This is a genomic window from Streptomyces sp. HUAS ZL42 (assembly GCF_040782645.1).
Classification (GTDB): domain Bacteria; phylum Actinomycetota; class Actinomycetes; order Streptomycetales; family Streptomycetaceae; genus Streptomyces.
Map to the genome: position 1 here is coordinate 7,388,808 of NZ_CP160403.1, position 22,760 is coordinate 7,411,567.

The 22,760-nt window shown below is 72.0% G+C and carries 23 protein-coding genes and 1 pseudogene; 10 read left to right on the forward strand and 14 right to left on the reverse strand.

The genetic code is table 11. From position 1 onward, the window contains the following. Window positions 1-135: 135 nt before the first annotated feature. Together ABZO29_RS33610 and ABZO29_RS33615 are read right to left on the reverse strand one after the other, a co-directional pair. Window positions 136-543: a hypothetical protein gene (locus ABZO29_RS33610; RefSeq protein WP_367326317.1), complete on the reverse strand. Its 408-nt coding sequence runs from the start codon at window positions 541-543 to the stop codon at window positions 136-138. 635 nt (window positions 544-1,178) lie between these two features. Beyond that, window positions 1,179-1,760, reverse strand: a pseudogene (locus ABZO29_RS33615) (ATP-binding protein); the annotation flags it as partial. Window positions 1,761-2,019: 259 nt separating this feature from the next. Here ABZO29_RS33615 and ABZO29_RS33620 point away from each other — a divergent pair. From ABZO29_RS33620 to ABZO29_RS33630, 3 genes are all read left to right on the forward strand, one after another. Next, window positions 2,020-2,880 (forward strand): helix-turn-helix transcriptional regulator, encoded by an 861-nt coding sequence (locus ABZO29_RS33620; protein ID WP_367323946.1) that lies wholly within the window; start codon window positions 2,020-2,022, stop codon window positions 2,878-2,880. Further along, window positions 2,881-3,135, forward strand: coding sequence for a DUF397 domain-containing protein (locus ABZO29_RS33625; RefSeq protein WP_367323947.1), 255 nt, complete (start codon window positions 2,881-2,883; stop codon window positions 3,133-3,135). It begins immediately after the preceding gene. A gap of 92 nt (window positions 3,136-3,227) precedes the next feature. After that, window positions 3,228-4,040, forward strand: a complete 813-nt coding sequence (locus ABZO29_RS33630; protein WP_367323948.1) for an SAM-dependent methyltransferase — start codon at window positions 3,228-3,230, stop codon at window positions 4,038-4,040. 206 nt (window positions 4,041-4,246) lie between these two features. Here the strand turns inward: ABZO29_RS33630 and ABZO29_RS33635 are convergent, their stop codons facing one another. The 4 genes from ABZO29_RS33635 to ABZO29_RS33650 form a co-directional block, all read right to left on the reverse strand. After that, window positions 4,247-4,951 (reverse strand): dual specificity protein phosphatase family protein, encoded by a 705-nt coding sequence (locus ABZO29_RS33635; protein ID WP_367323949.1) that lies wholly within the window; start codon window positions 4,949-4,951, stop codon window positions 4,247-4,249. Between the two features lie 106 nt (window positions 4,952-5,057). Further along, window positions 5,058-5,975, reverse strand: a complete 918-nt coding sequence (locus tag ABZO29_RS33640) for a hypothetical protein (protein WP_367323950.1) — start codon at window positions 5,973-5,975, stop codon at window positions 5,058-5,060. Then, window positions 5,972-8,155: a PEP/pyruvate-binding domain-containing protein gene (locus ABZO29_RS33645; protein ID WP_367323951.1), complete on the reverse strand. Its 2,184-nt coding sequence runs from the start codon at window positions 8,153-8,155 to the stop codon at window positions 5,972-5,974. Before ABZO29_RS33645 ends, ABZO29_RS33640 begins: the two co-directional genes overlap by 4 nt. 333 nt (window positions 8,156-8,488) lie before the next feature. Further along, on the reverse strand, window positions 8,489-9,937 hold the full coding sequence (locus ABZO29_RS33650; protein ID WP_367323952.1) for a PLP-dependent aminotransferase family protein: 1,449 nt from the start codon (window positions 9,935-9,937) through the stop codon (window positions 8,489-8,491). A 47-nt stretch (window positions 9,938-9,984) separates the two neighbouring features. Here ABZO29_RS33650 and ABZO29_RS33655 point away from each other — a divergent pair, with 47 nt between their 5' ends. Beyond that, window positions 9,985-10,518, forward strand: coding sequence for a carboxymuconolactone decarboxylase family protein (locus ABZO29_RS33655; RefSeq protein ID WP_367323953.1), 534 nt, complete (start codon window positions 9,985-9,987; stop codon window positions 10,516-10,518). A 240-nt stretch (window positions 10,519-10,758) separates the two neighbouring features. On the opposite strand, the gene ABZO29_RS33660 is transcribed toward ABZO29_RS33655, so the two are convergent. The 3 genes from ABZO29_RS33660 to ABZO29_RS33670 form a co-directional block, all read right to left on the reverse strand. Next, window positions 10,759-12,246: a glutamate synthase subunit beta gene (locus ABZO29_RS33660; protein ID WP_367323954.1), complete on the reverse strand. Its 1,488-nt coding sequence runs from the start codon at window positions 12,244-12,246 to the stop codon at window positions 10,759-10,761. 167 nt (window positions 12,247-12,413) lie between these two features. Further along, entirely contained in the window at window positions 12,414-12,893 is a 480-nt protein-coding gene (locus tag ABZO29_RS33665) for a DUF1772 domain-containing protein (RefSeq protein WP_367323955.1), read from the reverse strand. 198 nt (window positions 12,894-13,091) lie between these two features. Then, window positions 13,092-13,793 carry a DUF2293 domain-containing protein gene (locus tag ABZO29_RS33670; RefSeq protein WP_367323956.1) on the reverse strand — a complete coding sequence of 234 codons (702 nt, stop codon included), beginning with the start codon at window positions 13,791-13,793 and terminating at the stop codon, window positions 13,092-13,094. A gap of 96 nt (window positions 13,794-13,889) precedes the next feature. Between ABZO29_RS33670 and ABZO29_RS33675 the strand changes: the two genes are divergently transcribed. From ABZO29_RS33675 to ABZO29_RS33685, 3 genes are all read left to right on the forward strand, one after another. Beyond that, the gene (locus tag ABZO29_RS33675; protein WP_367326318.1) at window positions 13,890-14,531 is read left to right on the forward strand and encodes a uridine kinase; all 642 of its coding nucleotides are present in this window, start codon (window positions 13,890-13,892) and stop codon (window positions 14,529-14,531) included. A gap of 22 nt (window positions 14,532-14,553) precedes the next feature. After that, complete coding sequence (locus ABZO29_RS33680; protein WP_367323957.1) at window positions 14,554-14,808, forward strand: pyridoxamine 5'-phosphate oxidase family protein; 255 nt, start codon at window positions 14,554-14,556, stop codon at window positions 14,806-14,808. Window positions 14,809-14,939: 131 nt separating this feature from the next. Beyond that, window positions 14,940-15,368: a CBS domain-containing protein gene (locus tag ABZO29_RS33685; protein WP_367323958.1), complete on the forward strand. Its 429-nt coding sequence runs from the start codon at window positions 14,940-14,942 to the stop codon at window positions 15,366-15,368. Between the two features lie 21 nt (window positions 15,369-15,389). On the opposite strand, the gene ABZO29_RS33690 is transcribed toward ABZO29_RS33685, so the two are convergent. After that, on the reverse strand, window positions 15,390-16,517 hold the full coding sequence (locus ABZO29_RS33690; protein WP_367323959.1) for a magnesium and cobalt transport protein CorA: 1,128 nt from the start codon (window positions 16,515-16,517) through the stop codon (window positions 15,390-15,392). Between the two features lie 220 nt (window positions 16,518-16,737). On the opposite strand from ABZO29_RS33690, the gene ABZO29_RS33695 reads away from it, so the two are divergent. Further along, window positions 16,738-17,532, forward strand: coding sequence for a methyltransferase domain-containing protein (locus ABZO29_RS33695; RefSeq protein WP_367323960.1), 795 nt, complete (start codon window positions 16,738-16,740; stop codon window positions 17,530-17,532). 157 nt (window positions 17,533-17,689) lie between these two features. Here the strand turns inward: ABZO29_RS33695 and ABZO29_RS33700 are convergent, their stop codons facing one another. Both ABZO29_RS33700 and ABZO29_RS33705 read right to left on the reverse strand, forming a co-directional pair. Continuing rightward, on the reverse strand, window positions 17,690-18,583 hold the full coding sequence (locus tag ABZO29_RS33700; protein WP_367326319.1) for a carbohydrate kinase family protein: 894 nt from the start codon (window positions 18,581-18,583) through the stop codon (window positions 17,690-17,692). A 65-nt stretch (window positions 18,584-18,648) separates the two neighbouring features. Then, the gene (locus ABZO29_RS33705) at window positions 18,649-19,554 is read right to left on the reverse strand and encodes a pseudouridine-5'-phosphate glycosidase (protein WP_367326320.1); all 906 of its coding nucleotides are present in this window, start codon (window positions 19,552-19,554) and stop codon (window positions 18,649-18,651) included. Between the two features lie 102 nt (window positions 19,555-19,656). Between ABZO29_RS33705 and ABZO29_RS33710 the strand changes: the two genes are divergently transcribed. After that, a complete protein-coding gene (locus ABZO29_RS33710) occupies window positions 19,657-20,085 on the forward strand; it encodes a VOC family protein (RefSeq protein ID WP_367323961.1) in 429 nt (142 codons plus the stop codon). Between the two features lie 16 nt (window positions 20,086-20,101). Here the strand turns inward: ABZO29_RS33710 and ABZO29_RS33715 are convergent, their stop codons facing one another. Beyond that, complete coding sequence (locus tag ABZO29_RS33715; protein WP_367323962.1) at window positions 20,102-20,656, reverse strand: methylated-DNA--[protein]-cysteine S-methyltransferase; 555 nt, start codon at window positions 20,654-20,656, stop codon at window positions 20,102-20,104. A 69-nt stretch (window positions 20,657-20,725) separates the two neighbouring features. Beyond that, the gene (locus ABZO29_RS33720) at window positions 20,726-21,598 is read right to left on the reverse strand and encodes a glycerophosphodiester phosphodiesterase (protein WP_367323963.1); all 873 of its coding nucleotides are present in this window, start codon (window positions 21,596-21,598) and stop codon (window positions 20,726-20,728) included. Window positions 21,599-21,873: 275 nt separating this feature from the next. Here ABZO29_RS33720 and ABZO29_RS33725 point away from each other — a divergent pair, with 275 nt between their 5' ends. Then, window positions 21,874-22,740, forward strand: a complete 867-nt coding sequence (locus tag ABZO29_RS33725) for an MHYT domain-containing protein (RefSeq protein ID WP_367323964.1) — start codon at window positions 21,874-21,876, stop codon at window positions 22,738-22,740. Window positions 22,741-22,760 lie beyond the last annotated feature (20 nt).

A 22,760-nucleotide genomic window follows, 5' to 3' on the forward strand; every position in this document is an offset into this window, starting at 1 on the left:
CGTGGACGACGGCCCACTATCGCGGGGCGGCCCCGGTCAGGGGAGGGCGCATGGAGGGATGTGGCGAGCGCGCGGGCGTACGCCGGGTCGGGTGCGTGCCACACCGGGATCAGCAGGCCCCCCGCGGAAGGCGGATCACGCGCTGATGGGCCGCGACCACGTCGGTGTCGTCCCCGTCAGCCGGCACAGGGTCAGGTAGAGCGGGATCGGCGGGGTGTACGGAAGCGTGCCGTCCGGCCTGTGGATGAGGCCCGGCGTGGCGTGCGGGGAGCCCGGGACGAGCGCGCCGGTGGCATACCGCGAGGGGGAGGGCCACGGCAGGGCGTAGTCGGAGTCCGAGGGGACGATCCACCACCAGTGCGCCTCGTCGGCGTAGACGCACCCCACCCGTGGCAGCCTGGGCATGACAAGCGGACCCAGCTCGGCGGGCGTGGCCACCGCGTCGCAGCCCAGAGGCGCCCTCATGCCGTCGGGCACGGCCAGCCGACGGGGAGCCGCCTCAGGCGTGCGCAGCCCGCGCCTCGTACGGACGAGCGTGTCCATGCTGAGCACCAGACCCCTGCCGGAAGCGGCGCTCACGCCCTTCCCCAGTCCTGGATTCGCCCGAGCGACGGGATCCCCACGGGCCCCGTCCGGTGGTGGTGCGGGTGGGGGATCAGGCCGGGGGCGTCGGCCGGGTGCCCGCGGCGCGCAGGGGGAATCGTTCCGGCAGCTTCGGCCGGGTTCGGGTGTGTTCGTCCGGTTGGTTCGTGTTCGTCGGCCGTGATTCGGTGCGGGTGTCCGGTGGTCTCGTCTTCGTCGGCCGTGTTTCGGTGCGCGTGCCCGGTGGTCGCGTCTTCGTCGGCCGTGCTCCGAGGCGTCTGCCCGGTGGCCCGGCCTTCGTCGGCCGGGTTCTGGTGCGTCTGTCCGGTGGTCGCGCCTTCGTCGGCCGTGCTCCGAGGCGTCTGCCCGGTGGCCCGGCCTTCGCCGACCGGGATCCGGTGCGCGTGCCCGGTGGTCTCGTGTTCGGTGGCCGTGTTCCGAGGCGTCTGTCCGGTGGTCGCGTCTTCGTCCGCCGCGTTCCGGTGCGCGTGCCCGGTGGTCGCGACTTCATCCGCCGCGTTCCGGTGCGTGTGTCCGGAGGCCTCGTCTTCGGCTTCGCCGGCCGGGCTCCGGTACGCATGCCCGGTCGTCCCGTCCTCGTCCCCCGTGCCGTCGGCCGGGCGGCCCGGCCTGGGGCGGGCGCCCCAGCCCAGGTCGTTGCAGGGCTCGGCGGGATCGAGGGGGGCCGTGGCCTGGCGCGCCAGCTCGGCCCAGACCAGCAGTCCCGGCCCGTGCTCCTGTGCGCCCCAGGAGTGACACAGGGCGTCGACGAGGAGCAGTCCCCTCCCGTGCTCCTCCTCGGGCCGCTGCGGCGACGGATGGGGCTCACCCGGTGCGCAGCCCTCGTCGCGCACGGCTATGCGCACCAGGTCGTCGCCGTCGTGCAGTTCGACGACTACGACATTGCTCGCGGTGTGCACGATCGCGTTGGTCACGAGCTCGGATATGACCAGAGCCGCCGTGTCGCAGGTGTCCTCGCACACCGACCAGCCGGACAGTCGCGCCCGTGTCAGACGTCTGGCCTGCGCGGGGGAACCCGGATGTGCGGCCAGCTCGAAACGGAACCGGCGCTCGGCAGCGGCCCGTTCGGGAACCGCTCCCGCGCTGGCGCCGAAACCGATGGGGCGGCCTGCGGCGGCGTCTGTTCCTAAGGGCGCGGACGGAATCACGCTTGCCACTATCGCCCCGCCGTGAACACTTGGCAAGTGTCACTCTGAAAAATGCAGAGTGCTGTGTGACGCGGTGGAACGCCGTGGCACACTGCTCGCAACAGCATGTCGAGCGGCGCCAGTTGGGATCACCGGAGATCCGCACAGATCTTCGAATGGGTCTTCGAATGGCGCCGTAGGGCTATCAGGATTCTTTTCGTCGCCGGACCGACCGGGCCTCGGAGCCTTGGGGAGACCGGAATTTGAGGGCTCTTCGTGGAGGTGAAGTGTGAGCGAACCGCGGTCCGCGCCGACGGTCGGACAGGTCATCCTCGGCCGGCGTCTGCTGGACCTGCGGGAGCGCGCCGGACTGAAGCGCGAGGAGGCCGCCCGCATCCTCCGCGTCGCCCCCGCCACGGTCCGCCGCATGGAGATGGCCGAGGTCGCGCTCAAAATCCCGTACCTCCAGCTGCTGCTGAAGGCCTACGGCGTCTCCGACGAGGAGACCGACGGGTTCGTCCAGCTGGCCGAGGAGGCCAACCGGCCCGGGTGGTGGCAGCGCTTCCACGACGTCCTCCCCGGCTGGTTCTCGATGCACGTCAGCCTCGAGGGCGCGGCCGCCCTCATCCGCCAGTACGAACCGCACTTCGTCCCGGGCCTGTTGCAGACCGAGGACTACGCGCGCGGAGTCCTGCGGTCGGGCGCCGTCGGCCAGACGAGCCCCGAGGACATCGAGCGCCATGTCGCGCTGCGCATGCAACGCCAGGATCTGCTCACCCGTCAGGACGCGCCCCGGCTGTGGGTCGTCATGGACGAGACGGTGCTGCGCCGCCCGGTCGGCGGTCCGGAGGTGATGCGCGACCAGGTCGACAAACTGCTCGAGGCCGCGAAGCTGCCCAATGTGACGCTGCAGGTCGTCCCCTTCGCCAACGGGCCGCACCCCGGCACGTACGGGCCCTTCGTGCTGTTCCGATTCGCCATGCCGGAGCTACCGGACATGGTCTACAGCGAGTACCTGACCGGCGCCGTCTACCTGGACGCGCGTTCCGAGGTGGCGACCCACCTCGAGGTCATGGACCGCATGGCGGCGCAGGCCGCTACAGCACATCGCACGAAGGAGATCCTCCGGGATCTCCGCAAGGAGTTGTGAATGGATCGCATCAAGCCGCGCAAACGCGTCTACAACGGCATGCCCGCGCGGGACTTGGGCAGCGAAGGCTGGCACAAGCCGTGGAGCGGCGGCAACGGCGGGAACTGCCTGGAGGCGATGAAGCTCGCCGACGGCCGGATCGCCGTCCGTCAGTCGACCGACCCCGACGGTCCGGCTCTGATCTACACCAGTGACGAGATGACGGCCTTCATCGAGGGAGCGAAGGCGGGGGAGGCTGACTTCCTGTTGTCCTGAAGCTTTGTTGTTCAGTCCATGAAGTTCCGTCAGATCTCCTACCTTGGCACCAAGTTGATCATTAATTGCTGCAGACCCTTATGGAGTGCCTCATGACCGGGCAGGACCCCACCGCACCCCTCAAGATCGACACGAGTAATCCGCATCCCGCGCGGATGTACGACTGGTATCTGGGCGGCAAGGACAACTACCCCGTCGACGAGGCCATGGGCCGCCAGATGCTCGCCCTCGACCCGCGTGTGCCGGTGATGGCACGAGTCAACCGTGCCTTCATGCACCGGTCCACGCGCTGGCTGGCCCGCAACGGCATACGGCAGTTCCTGGACATCGGCACCGGCATCCCCACCGAGCCGAACCTGCACCAGATCGCCCAGCAGGTCGCGCCCGAGGCCCGCGTCGTCTACTGCGACAACGACCCGATCGTGCTGGCCCACGCGGCGGCCCTGCTGCGCAGCACGCCCGAGGGCATGACGGAGTACCTTCAGGCCGACGTACGGGATCCGGCCACGATCGTGGAAGGGGCCGGCAAGGTCCTGGACTTCACCCGGCCCATGGCCCTGTCCCTGGTCGCGCTGCTGCACTTCGTCTCCGACGAGGACGGTGCGCACGACCTCGTTCGCCGGCTGCTGGCCGAACTCCCTTCCGGCAGCTACCTGGTGATGACCCACGCCACCGCCGACTTCACCCCGGAGGAGTCGGCGGCGGCAACGGACAAGCTCAGGGCCGCGGGCGTCACGCTGGCGCTGCGTTCCCGCGACGAGTTCAGCCGGTTCTTCGACGGGCTCGAACTCGTCGACCCCGGGGTCGCGGTGGTCCACGAGTGGCATCCGGAGCTGGGCGAGCCGGTCCCCGGGCAGGACGACGGGGTCATCCCGGGCTACGGGGCGGTGGCGCGCAAGCCGTGACCCCGGCCGGTCGTGGGGGTTGCGCATGCCGTGGCCCCAGGGCGGTCGTGGGAGTTGCGCATGCCGTGGCCCCCGGCGGTCCTGGGAGTTGCGCAAGCCGTGGTCCCCGGGCGGTCGTGGGCGTCGCGCAAGCCGTGACCCCGGGCGGCCCGGGCGGTTCTGGGTGTCGCGCAAGCCGTGGCCCCCGGCGGTCCTCAGGGCCGGGCTCAGAACCAGGACATCATGCGCCGTGGAGCGTCCACCAGTCGGCTCACGGCCACCACCGGGAGCGGCGGCTGTTCGGCCTCGGCGGTGCTGAGGTGCAGTCCGTAATAGATCTGCTCGATCGACGGCGGTCCGACCGCCAGGTTGCGGCGTACCGCCGCCGCCGACGACTGCTCGCCGCTCTGCACCAGATACGCCGCCGCCATCGTGCCCGTACGGCCGACTCCCGCGCCGCAGTGCACGAACACCGGCCCGGAGGCCTGGGCGACCACCTTCAGGAAGCGCTGCACCTGCTCGGGCTTCGGCGTCTGGCCGTCGCGTATGGGCAGCCGCACGACCTTCAGCCCGGCCTCGCGGGGTTCGGCGAGCTGGGCCGCGCTCAGGTCCTCGGCGCGCAGGTCGACAACCGTGGTGAACCCCATGCCCGCCAGCGCCCGGTACCCCGCGGGAGACGGCGCGGCACCGCGCCACAGCCGACCCTCGCCGTCCACCGGCTGGAAGTGGTGGACGCCCTGCACGGTGCGGGTGCCCGGCGGCGCAGGGGTCTCCTCCCGGACCCAGTACGACAGGGCCATGATGCCGAGGGCACCCGTGGCCCAGAGGACCACGTAGCCCACGACCAGTGCGATGAGGATGCGCAGCGCACGTCGCGGGAGAGGGCGCTTGCGCAGGGCAGGACGAGGGAGAGTTGCGGTGAGGACAGCCATGGGCGACCCGGGGGACTAGGGGACGGGGGCGCCTTGGCATCGTAACCCGGGTCCCTATTGGCCGTCTTGTCCGTGTACGGCAGTTTACGTGGACCATACGGCCGATTCAGTCGTCGTCGGTGTCCGCGTCGCCGATGCCGATCACCGTGAGATGGGCGCGTTCGAGGGTCGCGTCCTCCAGGCAGCCGCGCAGCCGCAGGCGGTCGTGATCCGTGAGCGGGGGCCGCACGACTCCCGCGAACAGGCCGTCGCCGAGGTCTCCCAGGGCCGCGTGGCGCAGCGGCACGGACGTGGAGTCCCGGCAGCGTTCCCACACCTGCTGCGCGGCCAGGGACCGCCGGCCGGCCGACATGTCCGTGCCCCGCATCTCCACCTTGAGGATCACGGATGTCGCCGCGCTGTCGTTCCTGCGTTCCTCCCGGGTCTGGGTGAGATCGGCCAGTCCCACGACCAGTGCTCCCAGCAGGGCGACGGCGACGACGCCGACGGTGGTCACGCGCGCGGTACGGCCCAGGGAGGGCCGGGCGCCGAGCGGCGGCAGGTCCTCCAGGTCGTCGTGTGCCGAGGGGTCGGGCGCGGTGAGCACGGCCAGCCGCCCGGCGAGCCGCCGCTCGGCCGGTCTGGCCGTCGCGGACGCGATCCGCTGCACCACCCAGGCGAGCCCGGACAGCAGGACGCCCGTGACCATCAGCACCGGCACGAAGACGTACGTACGGTCCGCGGGGTCCTCCAGCCAGCGGAACCGGGCCCCCTCGTGTTCCACGGGAGGCCGCCGCACCCGCGCGAGCGCGTCCTCCTGCCGGGCGGCCAGCTCCCGCTGCCGCCGGTCCGTGTCGCGCAGCCGCTCCTCGATCCGGGTCAGCCGCCCCAGCACGACCACGCCGAACAGCATCACCTCGACGACGAGCAGCAGCACTCCGCAGATCACCGCCCGCTGCCACTGCCACCGGTACAGATAGACGACCAGATACGTGCCCGACCCGGCGGCGGCCAGGCCTCCGAAGACGTATACGATCTTCCTCATTGCGCCTCCCCCAGCTGTACGTCACCGGTGGTCCCGTCGACGGTGAGGCTGGAGCCGGGCGGGAAGCGGCGTACGGCGTCCGTGGCGCCGACGATCGCCGGGAGCCCGAACTCCCTCGCCAGGACCGCGAGGTGGGACAACGGGCTGCCGGTCTGGGCGACCAGGCCGGTGAGGCCGGGCAGCAGCGGGGCGAGCGCGGGGTCCAGCGTGCGCACGACGAGCACCGGATCCCGGGGGCGGGGTTCCGTCCCGTCCCACACGGTCCCGACGGCACGCCCTCCGGACACGCCACGCACGCCGTCGCCGCGGCCGCGGCCGTGCTCGGCGACCACTTTGCCGTCCGCGAGGCGGAAGGCGTCCGGGAGCGGGGGCGATGCGGGTTGCGGCACGCGCGCGTGGAGGTCGTCGGGCAGTGCACCGCCGTCGAGGAGGGCGGCAAGCTCCCGCCAGCGCAGCAACCCGGCGCGCTCCGCGTCGATCCCCGACCGCCACGCCGCCTCCCGCACCAGCCGGACCTGCAGCTCCTGCACCCAACGGATGCGCAGACGGAGGGCTTCGCGGGGCGGGAGAAGGGCTGTGAGGGCGCGGTGGGGAGCTGTTGCTTGTGGGGTGAGGCGTGCGCGGGTTGCCTGCGGTGCTGGGCGTGCGGTGGTTGCCTGCGGGGCGGGGCGTGCGGTGGTTGCCTCTGGAGCCGGACGTACTCCGCTGTCCCGGCTCGGCAGGACCGTCCGCGGCAGCGGGCCCCGGCCCCGCAGGCTCGGTGCGGTGAGGGCCAGGACCACCGGGTCCGCGGCGACGGCGCGGTCGTCGGGCAGCCCGTGGGCGCGGGCCTCCGCCAGGACGGTCAGCGCCGTGCCCGCCGCCGTGCGGCTCTTCGGTGGCTCCCGCAGCAGAGCACCGGCGAGGGCCTCCTGGGCGTGCAGGGACACGAGGACCGTACGGGTCCAGCGCAGTTCCGCGGCCAGGGCGTCAGAGGGGAGTTCCGCGGGCGCCGGCGTCTGCGCCAGGTGGCGGTCGACGTCCGCCGCGAGGTCCGTCGCCAGACCGGGCAGCGCCGTGGTGAGCCGCCCCAGCCGCCAGGACGCCCCGAGCCGGCGTGCTCCCGGCGCCGGGTTGAGCAGCGCGAGCCACCGGCGCCGGGGCGGCACCGCGCCGAGGAGGCGCAGGTCGGCGGCGGCCCGCCCACCGACCGTCGTGACCACGGGCACGGTACGCAGGAGCCGGCGGGGTGCGGTACCCCCGATGTCCAGCGCGGCGGCGAGTCCACGGGCCAGGGGCGCGACCCAGAGGTCCTCCTCCAGCGGCGCCAACTGCCCCGGCAGCGTCTCCGCGACAGGTCCGGGCCCAAGCAGTCGTGCCCCGCGCGCGGGCCGCGCCGCCATCGCTGTGATCGGACGGCTCTGGAACAGCCACAACCGCCCGTCCCCGTCGAACCCGAACTCGATGTCCTGCGGCCCGCCGAAGACCCGCCGGGCGCGCCGCGCGAGCCGCGCCAGCCGGGCCAGTTCGGAGCGCGTGAGCAGCGGGCCGGCCTCCGCCGGCTCCTTACGCAGCAGCCGTCCGTGCCCGCCCAGCCAGTAGTCGGTCCCGGCCTGTGCGCCGCTGACCAGGCTGTCCGGACCCCCGCGCACCGCGCTCACCAGCATCCGGTCGGCCCGCCCCGCGACGGGGTCGGCACCGAACATGACCCCGCCGACCCGCGCGGTGAGCATCGGCTGGACGAGCACGGCCATGGGGACCGCGGACCCGTCGGGCCGGCGCGCCGAGTCGAGCACCGTCTGCACCGCCGTACGGAAGGCACGCCAGTCGCGCACGTCGAGCACGGAGGCGAACTGGCCCGCCAGCGACGACTCCTCCGTGTCCTCCTGCGGCGACGAGGACCGTACGACGAGAGGGCGGACGCCGCCCTCGGAGAGGGCGTGCCAGGCGCGCCGCAGGGCGACCGTGTCACCGTCCCCTCGGTACGGGATCACGAAGCCGGGGAGCACCGGCAGTCCGGCGCGGGCCGCGCGGGCGAGGTTCGCGGCCTTGGACCCTGCCAGTTCGGGGAGCACGGAGGCGGGCTGTTCCAGCGAGACGGTGGCCGGGCCGTGGGCCCGGACCAGACCGAGGGCCACCTCGCCCTGTCGGCCTTCCCCGTCGCGTGCACCTTCTCCGTGACGTTCGTCGAGCGTCGTCATCGAGCACCCTCCAGGACCGACCGCCAACAGGGGGGACGCGCGGGGTGGCCCTGCGCCTGACGGCGGAACGAAGGATGGGGGCGAGCCGCTGCCGGCCCGGATCCGGGTACGACGACAGCACGCCTCCTGTTTCGATGGTCCCACCGCCGTTCTGATCCATGAAGCCCGTATGCCACTTTTCGGACGCGTGCGGGGAGTTCTCCTGAGGCGGGAGGAGGGCGCGCGGGGTGGCTCCCGCGACCGCAGCACGGCAGCGGATCCTCCGGGGGCAGGAGGCGCCATGGGTGGCTCATCCGCCCGTGGGTGCCGCAGCTCCACGCCGGACAGGCGCCTTCACCCCGGCGGCAGCACCCCGCACAGCGCGTCGAGGGCCGCCCCGTAGGCGTGCTCGGAGGGTGTCGCGTACCCCACGACGATTCCGTCGTGGGCCGGCATGTCCGTCGCCGGTGACTCCGGGTGACGGAAGGCGGCCAGGCCGTCCAGGGCGACGCCCTGACGGGCCGCCGCCTCGACCGTGGACCGCTCGGTGCCGGACGGCAGCCGCAGCACCGCGTGCAGGCCGGCCGCGATCCCGGTGACCCGGATGTGCGGCGCCTGCGCGGCGAGCGCGGTGACGAGACGGTCCCGGCGGCTGCGGTACCGCTGCCGCATGCGCCGCACATGGCGGTCGTACGACCCTCCGGCGATGAAGTCGGCGAGGCTCAGCTGGTCCAGGACGCTCGCCCACGCCTCCCGCTCGCCCTTGGCCGCGAGGACGTCGCCGACGTACCGCTCGGGAAGGACCATCCAGCCGAGCCGCAGCGCAGGCGACAGGCTCTTGCTGACCGAGCCGATGTGGATCACCCGCTCCGGGTCGAGGCCCTGGACCGCGCCCACGGGCCTGCGGTCGTAGCGGAACTCCCCGTCGTAGTCGTCCTCGAGAATCACACCGGCACGCGCGCGTGCCCAGTCGATCACCGCGGCGCGGCGCGTGGCGTGCAGCGGGCCGCCGGTCGGGAACTGGTGCGCGGGCGTGAGCAGCACGGCCCGCTCGCGCGTCAGCCGGTCGACCCGCGCGCCGTGTTCGTCCAGGGGGAGCGGAACGGTGTGTACGCCCGCGGTGGCGAGCAGTTCCCGATGGAAACCCAGGCCGTACGACTCCACGGCCAGCGGGCCGCGCAACACCCCGCCCCCGCCGCGCCCCTTCGCTCCGCCTGGGCCGAACAGCAGCCGCAGGGCGTGCGCGAATCCGGAGCAGATCACGATCCGGCCCGGTTCGGTGCGCACGCCACGCGCGCGTGCCAGGTACTCGGTGAGGGCCTCCCGCAGTTCGACGCGGCCGGCCGGGTCACCGGGCCCGAACACCTCGTTGGGCGCCTGCTGGAGAGCCCGCCGGTAGGAGGCCAGCCAGGCCGCGCGCGGGAACGCCGACGCGTCCGGGGTGCCCTGCCGAAGGTCGTGCCGTGGGCCACGCGCGCGTGGAGGCGTCCTTTCGGGCACCCGCGCGGCGTGGCGCAGGGGTTCGGCGCGCTCCGCGACCCGGGTGCCCGAGCCCTGGCGAGCGGTCAGCCAGCCCTCGGCGACGAGTTCCGCGTACGCGTCGGCCACCGTGTTGCGGGCGACGCCGAGATCGGCGGCGAGCGAGCGGTACGGCGGCAGCCGGGTGCCCGGCGCGAGCCGCCCACCGCGTACGGCCTCCCGCAGCGCCCGGATGAGCGCGGCCCGCCGCCCACCCGTCCCGGACAGCTCCAGATGCAGGTCGGCGCCGATCCGCTCCGCGGAATTGACCCACGATTTCGGCATGGAAATGCACTCTACAGCGGGTCTTTCCGGGCCGTAGCTTGGAGCACATGACGACGCACACGATCGACATCGCGACCGCCGACGCCCAGGCCATCGACCCCGCCGCGGCGATCGCCGCAGCGGAGGCCGGGCGGACCCGCCTCGACTTCGGGAAGTCCGCGCGGAAGGCGTTCCGCGCCCTCATCGGCTTCGACGCCGCCGCCCGCGAAGGACTCGACCCGGCCCTCGTCGAACTGATCCAGATCCGTGCCTCGCACCTCAACCACTGCGCGTACTGCCTCCACATGCACACGAACGACGCGCGCAAGGCCGGCGAGAGCGAGGACCGTCTGCACATGGTCCCCGTCTGGCGCGAGGCCCGGCACTTCTTCACCGAGAAGGAACAGGCCGCCCTCGCCCTCACGGAGGCGGTGACGCTGGTGGCCGACGGCGGTGTCCCCGACGGCGTCTACGCCGAGGCCGCGGCCCGCTTCGACGAGCAGGAACTGGCCCAGGTGCTGGCCCTGATCCTCGCGATCAACACGTGGAACCGGGTGGCGCTGGCGACGGGGAAGGTGGCGGGGACGGACGAGCGGCGTTAGGGCCTGTCCGGCGGATCACGCCGCGGGCGCGGGGCGTGGCACGCACATCTGCGGCGTTGTCGTCGGTCGTCTGCGCTCGGGCCGACGCCCTCCTCCGCCTTGCAGCTGGACGCTCCCCCACGCTCGAACAACCTCGCGCGGGGGCACCCCCTTCGCCCCGCTCACCTGCGCTGAACAGACAGACGCTGCTTCCCTGCGACCTGATCCGCCGGACACGCCCTGGGTGGAGAACCGCCTCGCCTAGACGGCCATCGGCCGGTCGTACGGCCCGATGGGCGACGGCAGCCGCGAAGTCCCCGTCAGATACCGGTCGACGGCCGCCGCCACCGCACGCCCCTCCGCGATCGCCCACACGATCAACGACTGCCCCCGTGCGGCGTCCCCAGCGGCGAACACTCCGGGGACGTTCGTCGCGAACCCGGCGTCGCGGGCGATGGTCCCGCGAGGTTCCATCGTCAGTCCCAGCTGGTCGACGAGGCCGTCCTCCCGGTCGGGCCCGGAGAAGCCGAGGGCGAGCAGTACGAGGTCGGCGGGGAGCGTCCGGCCGGTGCCCGGCAGCGGGCGCCGCTGCACATCCACCTCCACCAGATGCAGCGACCGGACGTGCCCGTCCGCGTCGCCGGTGAAGCGGAGCGTGGACGCCGCGAAGAGCCGGGCGTCCGCGTCCGCCGCCGGCGCCGTCCCCAGGTCGCGTGCCTCCTCGTGCGCGCCCGACAGCCGGTAGATCTTCGGATACGTCGGCCAGGGCTCGGTGTCCTCGTCGCGCTCCGCTTCCGGCCGCCCGTAGATGTCCAGCTGGGTCACGGACGCGGCGCCCTCTCGCACCGCGGTCCCCAGGCAGTCGGCCCCGGTGTCACCGCCGCCGACGATGACCACGTGCTTCCCGGCGGCCGACATCGGGGACATCTCCAAGTCCCCCTCGCAGACCCGGTTGGCCAGCGGCAGGTACTCCATCGCCTGATGTATCCCGGACAACTCCCGGCCCGGCACGGGAAGTTCCCGCCACGCCGTGGCTCCCGTGGAGATCACCACGGCGTCGTAGCGCGCCCGCAGCTCCGGGGCCCCGATGTCCCGCCCGACCGCCGTCGACGTGCGGAACTTGGTCCCCTCGGCCCGCATCTGGTCGATCCGTCGCTCCAGATGCCGCTTCTCCATCTTGAACGCGGGGATGCCGTACCGCATCAGCCCGCCGATCCGGTCGTCCTTCTCGTACACCGCGACGGTGTGCCCGGCCCGGGTCAACTGCTGTGCCGCCGCCAGCCCCGCGGGGCCCGAGCCGATCACCGCCACCGTCCTGCCGGACAGCCGGTCCGGCGGCCGCGGCGGGGCGAAACCCTCCTCCCAGGCCCGGTCGGCGATGGCGCACTCGACGTTCTTGATGGTGACGGCCGGCTGGTTGATGGCGAGCACGCATCCGGCCTCGCACGGCGCCGGACACAACCGGCCGGTGAACTCGGGGAAGTTGTTCGTGGCGTGCAGCCGGTCGGCCGCCGCGCGCCAGTCCTCTCGGGAGACCAGGTCGTTCCACTCGGGGATCAGATTGCCGAGTGGGCAGGCCTCGTGGCAGAACGGGATGCCGCAGTCCATGCAGCGGTCGGCCTGCTTGCTGATGATGGGCAGCAACGCCCCCGGGACGTACACCTCGTCCCAGTCCCGCACCCGCTCCTCGACGGGCCGGCGGGGCCAGTCCTGGCGGGGCGTCGTCATGAATCCCTTGGGATCGGCCATGGCCGTCTCCCTTGCGTGCGCGTGTGTCGTGACGGGCCGTGCGTCATCGGGCGGCACTCTTTCCGGCCACGATACGTCCCATCGGCCACACGCGCCGAGCCCCCGGTCGCCTGGGGGACAGCGCTTTCTCCGCAGTCTTTTTCCCGCCGCCCTCCGAGGGGCTCGCCTCACGTGAGGGCAAGCACGTACGCGACGGCCGCCGCGGCCGAGGCGACCGTGCGGACGTGGTTCCACGCCGTCCACTCGCGCACGTACGAAGGCCAGTACGCGGCCGCCTCCGGAGTGCCCGGCTCCAGCTTCAGCAGTGCGTCGTTACGGGGCACGTTCGCGACCATGGTCACCCCGAACGAGCCGAACAGATAGAGCGCACTGCCCAGCAGCAGCTCCACCCTTCCCTCGTCCGGCCACAGCACGAACGTCACCACCGCGATCACCGCGCACAGCACCGCCGAACCGGCGAACACGAGCATGAACGCCGGCATCACCGCGGTCACGTTGATCGCGTTCATCGCGGCGACGCCCTGCGCGGGCGGCAGCGCGGCGAGTCCGCGCATCACGAAGGTCGAGAAGCCGCAGAAGACTCCGGCCACCAGACCGGTCCCGAGCACCCCCAGCACCGTCAGCACGAAGTACGGTCCATCGATCATGTCAACGTCAACTCCCACGTCGAGCCGGGATCCTGCCCGGCGCCGTCCCTCACCACAAGTGAATTCCCGTACGCGATCGGTGAAGATGGCCGAGGGGTGCGAGGGTATACGCGTGCGTCCGGGGCACGTCGGCGCTCGACCTGTCCCTGATTCCGCAGCGCCGCCGGTCCCGGCCCGCTCCTCGCTGATCTCCGCGCCTCACGCGGTGGCGCCGATCCCCACCTGCCGCCCCCACTCCAGCAGCACCGCCTCCACAACCCCTGCGATGCGCCGCCGCGCCTCGTGTCGCGGCAGCCCGCTCATCAGCAGCTTGTCGTACGACGTGTCCAGATGCCGTACGGATGCCACGACCGCCGAGACCACCGCCCCCTCGGACAACGCCCGCCCGGCCGCACTCCGCCCCACCCGCCCACTGCCCCGCACCGAGGCATGCGCGGCGATGGCACCGGCCCGGTCGGCCGGGCACCCGGGAAACAGCCGCCGTATCTCCGCCGCGAAGGCCTGCGCGAACCGCTCGTCGTGTATCGCCCGCCGCCGGGCGTCCCGCATCCGACGCCGCCGCCGTGCCTCGGCGTCGGCCAGGCACCGCTCCTCGGCCCGGGCGAGCGCCGCCTCCTCCACGAGGACGCCCTGCCGCTCGTACCGGCCCCTGCGACGGTTGAACCGCACGACCACCGCCGACAGCGCACTCTCCTCCCGTGACCTGCGCGTCAGCGCCGTGTCCCCGCGCGGCAGTAACACCAGATGCCCCAGATCCACGCAGTCGAGGCACCGCGGTGCCCCGTCCTCGAGCACGAGCAGCGACAGCGGCCCGCGGCGGCACCCGGCGCAGTGCTTTCTCCTCAGCGGCTGGATGACGAGAAGCCCGGTGCGGGGCGAGGGAGTTGCAAGCGTTGCCATACGGGCTTCCTTCCCGCCGGGAGGGCCACGCACCACGTCGTCCCCGAAGGTGCTCTCGTCCGACGGGTTCACCTCGGGAGCGTGCGCCGGCGCATCATGGGCCGTGTGCGACTCGAAGCGATCACCTGGGACCGGCTCGGCGACCTCCTCGCCGAGCGGCTGCTCGACCTGAAGCCGGCCGACGGCAGCCCCTGGCCGCGCATCGCCTTCGACGGCGCCCCGGCCGCCCGCCCCGGCGACCTCGCCGAACGCGTCGGTGAGGCACTGCGCGTTCGCGGCCGCCCCTCGCTGGCCGTGGACGCGCACGGCTTCCTGCGGCCCGCCTCGCTGCGGCTGGAGTACGGCCACCAGGACGTGGAGGCTTACTACAACGGCTGGTTCGACACCGGCGCCCTGTGGCGCGAGGTGTTCGGACCCCTCGAAGCCGGCGGCGACGGGCGGATCCTGCCCGACCTGTGGGACCCCGTCGCCGACCGCGCTACCCGCAGTTCCTACGTCCAACTCCCGCCCGGTGGCTTCCTGTTGCTGCACGGACCCCTCCTGCTGCGCCACTGGTTCCCCTTCGACCTCACTGTCCACGTCCTCCTCTCGCCGGGCGCACTGCGCCGTCGCACTCCCGAAACCGATCACTGGACCCTGCCCGCCCTGGAGCGCTACGAGCGCGAGACCGACCCCGCCGGCACAGCCGACGTGCTGGTCCGAGCCGACGATCCACGCCATCCGGCATGGAGCGGCTGAACCGGACCGACAGTGGGTCCGCGTGATCCGGACAACCGGCCCCGACGGCGCTCCGCAGAACTCGGTGGTCTGGATCAAGCGCGAGGGCGACACCGTGCTCTTCTCCTCCACCGACGGACACCAGAAGGTGCGCAACCTGCGCCGTGACCCCCGTATCAGCCTGTCGGTCTTCGACCTCGGCAACCCCTCACCTCGGTCGAGATCCGTGGCACAGGACGACGAGATCCGGGTGATCATCCGCGTCGTGCCGCGGAAGATCGTGGGATTCTCGGCCTGAGGGCCCCGAGCGGGCCGCCGGCCTCGGCGTCTTCCGGATGCGTCTGCCGGGCGGCGTGGACGAGAATGAAGTGCACCGGGAGCAGCGGTGCGTCCCGCGCCGCGCCGGCCGTCCGGCACCGGGAGGTACCCATGACCACTGCCGGAGACATCATGCACCGCGGCGCCCAGTGGATCCCCGCCCACGAAACCCTGGACCGGGCCGCCCAGCTGATGCGCGACCTCAACGTCGGAGCCCTGCCGATCAGCGACCAGGACGAACGGCTCTGCGGCATCCTCACCGACCGCGACATCGTCGTCGGCTGCGTGGCCATGGGGCACGACCCCGCCGAGGTCACCGCGGGCGAGATGGCCCAGGGCACCCCGCGCTGGATCGACGCGAGCGCCGATGTCGGCGACGTGCTCCACGAGATGCAGGAGCACCAGATCCGCCGGCTTCCCGTGATCGAGAACAAGCGCCTGGTCGGCATGATCAGCGAGTCGGACCTGGCCCGGCACCTGACCGAGGGTCAGATGGCCTCCTGGGCCGAGAGCGTCTACTCCCAGAGCCCGACCCGCTGAACGTCTCGCTCAGCGGGGGCGTCAGAGCCAGCCGTTGCGCCGGAAACCGCGGTACAGGGTCAGGCAGGCTATGCCTATCACGCCCATCACCAGGGGATAGCCGAAGGTCCAGTGCAGTTCCGGCATGTGGTCGAAGTTCATGCCGTACACCCCGCAGACCATCGTCGGAACAGCGATCACCGCGGCCCACGCCGTGATCTTCCGCATGTCCTCGTTCTGGGCGACGGTGACCTGCGCCAGGTGAGCCTGCAGGATCGAGTTGAGCAGTTCGTCGAAGGCGGCGATCTGCTCCGTGGCCCGCAGCAGGTGGTCGGAGACGTCACGGAAGTAGGCCTGTATCTCCGGTTCGACCACCGGCACCGGCCGGTCGGCGAGCTCCAGCAGCGGCCGGCCGAGCGGGACCACGGCCCGCTTCAGCTCGAGGAGTTCGCGCTTGAGCTGGTAGATGCGGCCGGGGTCGGCCCGTGCGCCGTTCTCCGCGAAGACGTCCGTCTCCACCTGGTCGATGTCCGCCTGCACCGCGTCGATGACGTTGAGGTAGTCGTCGACCACGTGGTCCGCGATCGCGTGCAGCACCGCCGACGGCCCCTTGGCCAGCTGGCCGGGGTCGGACTCCAGCTCCTCGCGCAACGGGCCGAGCGAGCCGTGCCGTCCGTGCCGCACCGTGATCACGAAGTCGCGGCCGACGAACACCATGATCTCGCCGGTGTTCACCACCTCGCTCGTTGCGGTGAGTTCCTCGTGCTCGACGTAGCAGACGGTCTTGAAGACCGCGAACAGCGTCTCGCCGTACCGCTCCACCTTGGGGCGTTGATGGGCCTCGATCGCGTCCTCGACCGCCAGCGGATGCAGGTCGAAGAGCTCGGCGATACCCGCGAACTCCTGATCGGTCGGCTCGTGCAGGCCGAGCCACACGAAACCGTGACCGCTCTTGCGCACCCGCTCCACCGTGTCGACGAGATCGCTGCCGGCCGGAGCCCGGATGCCGTCCCGATAGTTCACGCAGTTCACCACCGACGAGCCCAGCGGGGACCGGGCGGGGTGGCTCAGGTCGACACGCGGGCGCCGCCGGGCCAGCCGTGCCACGTTGCGCAGACCGCCGACCTTGCCGAAGCCGGTGACCTTCCGCAGATTCCCTGCCATGGTCATCTGGATCTCCTTGCGTGGATCTCCCTCGCGCCGCATTTCTGCGCCCTGGCGCGCCAGTTTGCCAGGTCGGCGTATGTGGCGGGTAAGCCTGTGGAAACGGAAGGTTCCGCTTTGTTCCCGCCTGTGGACGGAGTGCATCCAGATATGCAGGCGTCGGACATCTCGTCGTACCGGAGCGTCGACCGCCTCGGACAAGTGGAGCAACTGGGATGATCACGACATGACGCGAATCGATGGGTATCTCCTCCACAACCAGCAGTCCGAGGCGGGCGAACGCTTCGACGCCTTGGCCACCCTCTTCGACCCCACGACGTTCCGGCACTTCGAAGGATTCGGCATCGGACCCGGCTGGCGCTGCTGGGAGGTCGGCGCCGGAGGCACCTCCGTGGTGTCCTGGCTGGCCAAGAAGGTCGGGCCCACGGGCAAGGTGGTCGCGACCGACATCGACACCTCCCGACTTGCCCCCGCAGCCCGGCCGCCGGTCGAGGTGCGCGTCCACGACGTCGGCGCCGAGGAGCCGCCGGCCGAGGGCTTCGATCTGGTGCACGCGCGGCTCGTCCTGGTCCATGTGCCGGACCGGGAGCGGGCGTTGCGGTCGATGGTGAAGGCCCTGCGGTCCGGGGGACGGCTCCTGGTCGAGGACGCCGACCCCGCCCTGCAGCCCCTGATCTGCCCCGACGAGTACGGCCCCGAACAGAAGCTGGCCAACCGGCTCAGGCAGGGCTTCCGCAAGCTGCTCGCCGACCGCGGTGCCGACCTGTCCTACGGCCGCAGGCTCCCGCGGCTGCTGCGCGAGGCCGGCCTGGAGCGCGTGGCGGCCGACGCCTACTTTCCCATCACCTCGCCGGCCTGCGCCGCCCTGGAGTCCGCGACGGTCCGCCAGATCCGCACCGAACTCGTCGCCGCGGGCCTCGCCACAGACGAGGACGTCGACCGTCACCTGGCGAACATCGCGTCCGACGGCATGGACCTGGCCACGGCACCGATGATCTCTGCGTGGGGGCGGAAGCCGTAGAGGCCGCCGCCGCGGCATCCGGCTCGGGCCCCGCAGCAGCGCGGCGGGGACGCGCCGGTGAGGCACGGTACCGGTGATCTCTGCGTGAGGGTGGAAGCCGTAGGGGATACCGGTCCGCGCGGAAGGGGGTGCGGCGCCACGGGCGGTATCCGTGACGTCAGCTCGGTGGTGTCGGTGGTCTGCCGCCGATCCGTTCCACCGCCCGCGCACCCGCCCGGCACCCCTCCACCGCCGCGGCATCCGGCTCGGCTCCCGCGAGCAGCGCGGCGAGGAACGCGCCGGTGAAGGCGTCGCCGGCGCCCGTGGAGTCGCGGGGCGTCGCCGGTACCGCGGGGACACGGGCGAGCACGGTGCCGTTCCGGGCCACGAGCGCACCGTCCGCCCCCTGCTTGGCGACCACCAGCGGCACGTGGCGGCTCAGCTTGGCCGCCGCGTCCGCCGCATCGGGCAACCCCGTGAGCAGGCGTGCCTCGTCCCGGCTGGGCAGCAGGACGTCCACACCGTGGACGAGCTTCCGGAAACGGCCGACCCCCAGCGCCGCGAGGAAACCGGCCGACGCCGGATCGAGACTCACCGGCACTCCGCGCGCGCGTGCCGATTCCAGTGCCTCCGTCACCAGCGCCCGGGCCGTCTCGGAGAACAGCAGGTACCCCGACAGGTGCAGCAGGGCCACTCCGTCGAGCAGCGCGTCCGACCAGTCACCCGGGCCGAGCCGCAGGGACGCCCCGCTGTCGGTGAGGAATGTCCGCTCGGCCCCCGCACCCGTGTCGACCAGGCAGATCACCGTCCCGGTCGGCGCCTGCGGGTCGACGACCAGACGGGGGCGGACCCCACAGGCCGTCAGCTCCCGCTCGTGCCAGGCCGCCGCGTCCGCGCCCACACGGCCCAGCAGCCGTACGTCCGCACAGCCCCAGTGGGCCGCCCAGCAGGCCACGTTGGCCCCCGCGCCACCCGGCAGGGTCCGGATTGCGGCAGCCGTGTCCGTGCCCGACGCGAGCGGCCCTTGGTGCCGGGCCACGACATCCGTGACCACGTCCCCGACGACCAGCAGTGCCCCACCCGGAGTGGCTGCGGCCCCCGCGGCTTCCGTGCCCGCGCCGAGCGGCGATCTCCCGCTCACACCCCGGTCCAGGCCGCCGCGATCCGCGCCGCCAGCCGTACGTTGCCGCGCACCGCCGCCAGATTGGCGCTCAGCGAGGCACCCTCGGTATGCCGCACCAGGTAGTCCAGCAGGAACGGCGTGACCGCCTGGCCGGTGACACCCTCCGCCTCGCACGCGTGCAGGGCGTCGGTGAGCACGCGCGCGTGCAACTCGGGATCCAGCTGTTCCTCCTTGGGGACCGGATTGGCGACGATCAGGGCCGACTCCGGTACCCCCAGCGCGTCCTGCGCCCGCATGACGTCCGCCACCTGGTCCGGTGTGTCCAGCGTCCACTCCACCGCGTGTCCGGAATCGGACAGGTAGAAGCCGGGAAAGCGGTCCGTTCCGTATCCGGCCACCGCGACACCCAGCGTCTCCAGCCGCTGCAGCGTGGCAGGCACGTCCAGGATCGACTTCACCCCCGCGCACACGACCGTGATCCGCGTACGCGCCAGCAGCCCGAGGTCGGCCGACTCGTCCTGCGTCGCCGTCCACTCCCGGTGCACCCCGCCGAGGCCGCCCGTCGCGAAGACCCGCACGCCCGCCAGCGCCGCCAGCAGCGCGGTCGCCGACACCGTGGTCGCGCCGCTCGCGCCCGAGGCCACCGCGAGCGGCAGATCGCGGTGACCCAGCTTGCGGATCCCGTCCTCGTTGGCGACGCGTTCCAACTCCTCCTTGTCCAGGCCGACATGCGGCCGCCCGTCCAGCACGGCGATCGTCGCCGGTACGGCGCCTTCCTGCCGTACGACCGACTCCAGCTCCAGCGCCACCTGCAGATTGCGCGGACGAGGCAGCCCGTGCGCGATGATCGTGGACTCCAGGGCCACCACGGGTTGACGCGCGTCGATCGCCTCGCGCACCTCTTCGGACACCACCAGCACCACGAGCCTGCCTCCTGTCTTTCGTTCTTCCCTCATCTCTGGCGGGCGACATGCCCGGTCAAACCCTTGCAACCTGTGGGGGACGACACCAGCCTGAGGTACATGACGGACAACACGACACGACTCGATCATGTCGTCCTCTGGGTGCGCGACCCGGTCGCCGCAGCCGACTTCTATGCGAAGGCCGTCGGCATGGAGCCCGTGAGGGTCACCGAATTCGCCGCGGGGACGGTGTCCTTCCCGTCCGTGCGGCTCAACGACGAGACGATCTTCGACCTCGCGCCGCTCTCCCTGGCCGAGCACATGAACATGCTCCCCGGCGCCGCCGAGAGCGCGGGCCACCCGGTCAACCACGTCTGCCTGGCCCTGCCCGGCGACGACTTCGACGCGCTGCGCACCCGTCTGGAGGAACGCTCGGTCCCCGTCTCGGACTTCTCCTACGACTCCTACGGCGCCCGGGGCATGGCCCGTCGCAGCTTCTACTTCCGCGACCCGGACGGAAACGTCTTCGAGGCGCGCCACTACGACTAGGTGTACGGCCAGGCGGTCAGAACAGCGGCTCGGGGAGCACGCCCTCCAGGGCGAGCAGCTTCCGCTTGGTCTCCAGGCCGCCGCCGAATCCGCCGATGCCGCCGTCGCTCTCCACCACCCGATGGCAGGGCACGACGACCGGCAGCGGATTGGCGCCCATGGCCATCCCCACCGCCTGCGCCGCGCCCGGCTGACCGACCCGTCCGGCCAGGTCGCCGTACCCCACCACCGTGCCGTACGGCACGCCGGAGGCGAGCTCGCGCAGCACCTCGCGGTTGAAGCCGGAGATCAGCGACCAGTCCAGGGGCAGCTCGAAGTCACGCCGCTCACCCGCGAAGTACGCCTCGACCTGACGTATCGCCTCGGCCAGCAGTGGGGCGTCGGGTGCCTCGACGGGTTCCGCACCCAGCCGGGACGCGAGCCGGTCGAGCGCCTTGTCGCGGACCGCGTCCGTGGCGTGGAAGACGACGTTGACCAGGCCGTCGCCCGTCGCGACCAGCAGCAGCGGACCGATGCCGGTGCCGACGACGGTCCACGCGACCTGCTGCTCGTACTGCCCATGGCTGTCCATGCGACCCACCGTACGACTCGCCACTGACAACGCACCGGGATCGGACACCGGCCCGGGGGAGGTGCGGGGTCAGCGCCCGTGCAGCGCCTTCCGCACCACGTCGGGCTTGTTGGTGATGATCCCGTCGACCCCGTACCCGGCGACGGTGCGGGCGGTGTCCGCGTCGTTGACGGTCCAGGTGAGGACGCGCAGCGGCCTGCCGTGCGGTCCGGTGAAGGAGTGGACGGCGGACACGTAGCTCTGGGACAGGGAGCGGTGGGAGGGGTTGATCTGGTCGGCGAAGGCCGCGTACGCGGGAAGGTCCCCGACGGCCGGGGCACCGAGAAGCCCGGTGGTGACGGCGGGTTTCAGGTCGTGGACGGTGCGCAGGCTGTCCGCGCTGAAGCTCTGTACCACCAGCCGGCCGGTCAGGTGCCGGCGGTCGAGCCAGCCCTCGTTGCTCAGCAGCTTGAGGGTCTGCCGTTCGATGCCCGGGTACAGCTCGGGGTTCTTGATCTCCAGGAGCAGCTGCTGGTGATTGCGCTCGACGCGGTCCACGTACTGCTTCAGCGTCGGCACGCGCGCGCCCGCGTACGCGGGACCGAACCAGCTCCCCGCGTCCAGGCGGGCGATCTCGGCGGCGGTGAAGTCCTTCACCTTCCACGGCGCACGGCCGGGGAAGACCTCCTCGACGTCGGTGGTGCGCCGCAGGCTGTCGTCGTGGATCACCACGAGTTCGCCGTCCTCGGTGCGCTGGACGTCGTTCTCCACCCAGCCGATGCCGAGCTCGTCCGCCTTGTCGACGGCCGCCAGGGTGTTCTCGGGAGCGTAGGCGGAGGCGCCCCGGTGGGCGATGACGGAAGGCCGCGCGGCGACGCCGGCCCCGGCATGGGGGGCGGGGAGCAGAAGGGCGGCGGCGCCCAGGAGCGCGGTGGTCGTGGCGGCAACTGCGCGCGCGTGCATGCGTACTCCTCGCATCGAGCGATCACGGACAGCTCAACTCTGACAGCAGAGCGTCAACGATGGAGGGGTACAGGACGGCCACAGAATGAATGGAGTTGCCCGAGCCCTCTCACGGGTGCCGCACATTGGGGCAAGGCCGTGTTTCTTTGCCGGAAAATCGTTCGACCATTCAGGTGCGGGTCATACTCTCTGCGTCAACCCTGACCTCGTGCGGTCCTGGGAGGGGGCGCATTTCAGGGAATTCCGGGACGCAACAGGACGGAGGCCAGCCGGGCATGCAAGGCACGGTCGACGGATTCAGCTACGGACTCGTCACACCGCTGGTGGCCTACCTCATGGCCTGCCTCGGCGGCGCCCTCGGCCTGCGTTGCACCACCAGAGCCCTGCTGGTCGCCCACTCCTGGCGTCCCGGATGGCTCGCCCTCGGTTCGGCGGCGATCGGCTCCGGCATCTGGACCATGCATTTCGTGGCGATGATGGGCTTCACCGTGGAAGGTGCGCCGATCCACTACGACAAGCCGACGACGTACGCCAGCCTCGGTGTCGCCATCGTCATGGTCGGCATCGGAATCTTCATCGTCGGCTACAGGGGCGCGACAGGAACGGCGCTGTTCACCGGAGGCACCATCACCGGCCTGGGCATCGCCTCCATGCACTACCTGGGCATGGCCGGGATGCGCCTGAACGGAAAGCTGGAGTACAACACGCTCACCGTGGCCGCCTCCGTCGTGATAGCTATGGTGGCCGCCACCGCCGCCCTGTGGGCGGCCGGACAGGTCAGAGGGTTCCTGTGGAGCGTGGGCGCGAGCCTCGTCATGGGGCTTGCCGTCAGCGGCATGCACTACAGCGGCATGGCCGCCCTGAGCGTCCACCTTCACAACACGGGCACAGCTTCGGCGGGAGACTCGCCCGCTGCTCTGCTCGCGCCGATGCTGGTCGGCCCGCTCGCCTTCCTCTGCCTCGCGGGCGTCGTCGTGATGTTCGACCCGCTGATGGTCATGGGGAAGCCCGACTGGACCCCCGTCGAGCACAAGCCGGGCGTTCCGGCCCACGCCTCCGTCCCGCACTCCGCCCGGCGCGCCCCGCTGCGCACCCGACGCAAGGCGGGATCCCGAGAGTCCCGCGCTCCGCAGAACCGCTGATCGCACCCCGTTGTCAGTGC

What these genes read in the sequence shown, in the direction of transcription:
- ABZO29_RS33610 (WP_367326317.1), bottom strand. Translation starts at nt 543, where the DNA reads ATGGACACGCTCGTCCGTACGAGGCGCGGGCTGCGCACGCCTGAGGCG.
- ABZO29_RS33625 (WP_367323947.1), top strand. Translation starts at nt 2,881, where the DNA reads ATGGATCGCATCAAGCCGCGCAAACGCGTCTACAACGGCATGCCCGCG.
- ABZO29_RS33630 (WP_367323948.1), top strand. Translation starts at nt 3,228, where the DNA reads ATGACCGGGCAGGACCCCACCGCACCCCTCAAGATCGACACGAGTAAT.
- ABZO29_RS33635 (WP_367323949.1), bottom strand. Translation starts at nt 4,951, where the DNA reads ATGGCTGTCCTCACCGCAACTCTCCCTCGTCCTGCCCTGCGCAAGCGC.
- ABZO29_RS33640 (WP_367323950.1), bottom strand. Translation starts at nt 5,975, where the DNA reads ATGAGGAAGATCGTATACGTCTTCGGAGGCCTGGCCGCCGCCGGGTCG.
- ABZO29_RS33645 (WP_367323951.1), bottom strand. Translation starts at nt 8,155, where the DNA reads ATGACGACGCTCGACGAACGTCACGGAGAAGGTGCACGCGACGGGGAA.
- ABZO29_RS33650 (WP_367323952.1), bottom strand. Translation starts at nt 9,937, where the DNA reads ATGCCGAAATCGTGGGTCAATTCCGCGGAGCGGATCGGCGCCGACCTG.
- ABZO29_RS33655 (WP_367323953.1), top strand. Translation starts at nt 9,985, where the DNA reads ATGACGACGCACACGATCGACATCGCGACCGCCGACGCCCAGGCCATC.
- ABZO29_RS33660 (WP_367323954.1), bottom strand. Translation starts at nt 12,246, where the DNA reads ATGGCCGATCCCAAGGGATTCATGACGACGCCCCGCCAGGACTGGCCC.
- ABZO29_RS33665 (WP_367323955.1), bottom strand. Translation starts at nt 12,893, where the DNA reads ATGATCGATGGACCGTACTTCGTGCTGACGGTGCTGGGGGTGCTCGGG.
- ABZO29_RS33670 (WP_367323956.1), bottom strand. Translation starts at nt 13,793, where the DNA reads ATGGCAACGCTTGCAACTCCCTCGCCCCGCACCGGGCTTCTCGTCATC.
- ABZO29_RS33675 (WP_367326318.1), top strand. Translation starts at nt 13,890, where the DNA reads ATGGGCCGTGTGCGACTCGAAGCGATCACCTGGGACCGGCTCGGCGAC.
- ABZO29_RS33685 (WP_367323958.1), top strand. Translation starts at nt 14,940, where the DNA reads ATGACCACTGCCGGAGACATCATGCACCGCGGCGCCCAGTGGATCCCC.
- ABZO29_RS33690 (WP_367323959.1), bottom strand. Translation starts at nt 16,517, where the DNA reads ATGACCATGGCAGGGAATCTGCGGAAGGTCACCGGCTTCGGCAAGGTC.
- ABZO29_RS33695 (WP_367323960.1), top strand. Translation starts at nt 16,738, where the DNA reads ATGACGCGAATCGATGGGTATCTCCTCCACAACCAGCAGTCCGAGGCG.
- ABZO29_RS33710 (WP_367323961.1), top strand. Translation starts at nt 19,657, where the DNA reads ATGACGGACAACACGACACGACTCGATCATGTCGTCCTCTGGGTGCGC.
- ABZO29_RS33715 (WP_367323962.1), bottom strand. Translation starts at nt 20,656, where the DNA reads ATGGACAGCCATGGGCAGTACGAGCAGCAGGTCGCGTGGACCGTCGTC.
- ABZO29_RS33720 (WP_367323963.1), bottom strand. Translation starts at nt 21,598, where the DNA reads ATGCACGCGCGCGCAGTTGCCGCCACGACCACCGCGCTCCTGGGCGCC.
- ABZO29_RS33725 (WP_367323964.1), top strand. Translation starts at nt 21,874, where the DNA reads ATGCAAGGCACGGTCGACGGATTCAGCTACGGACTCGTCACACCGCTG.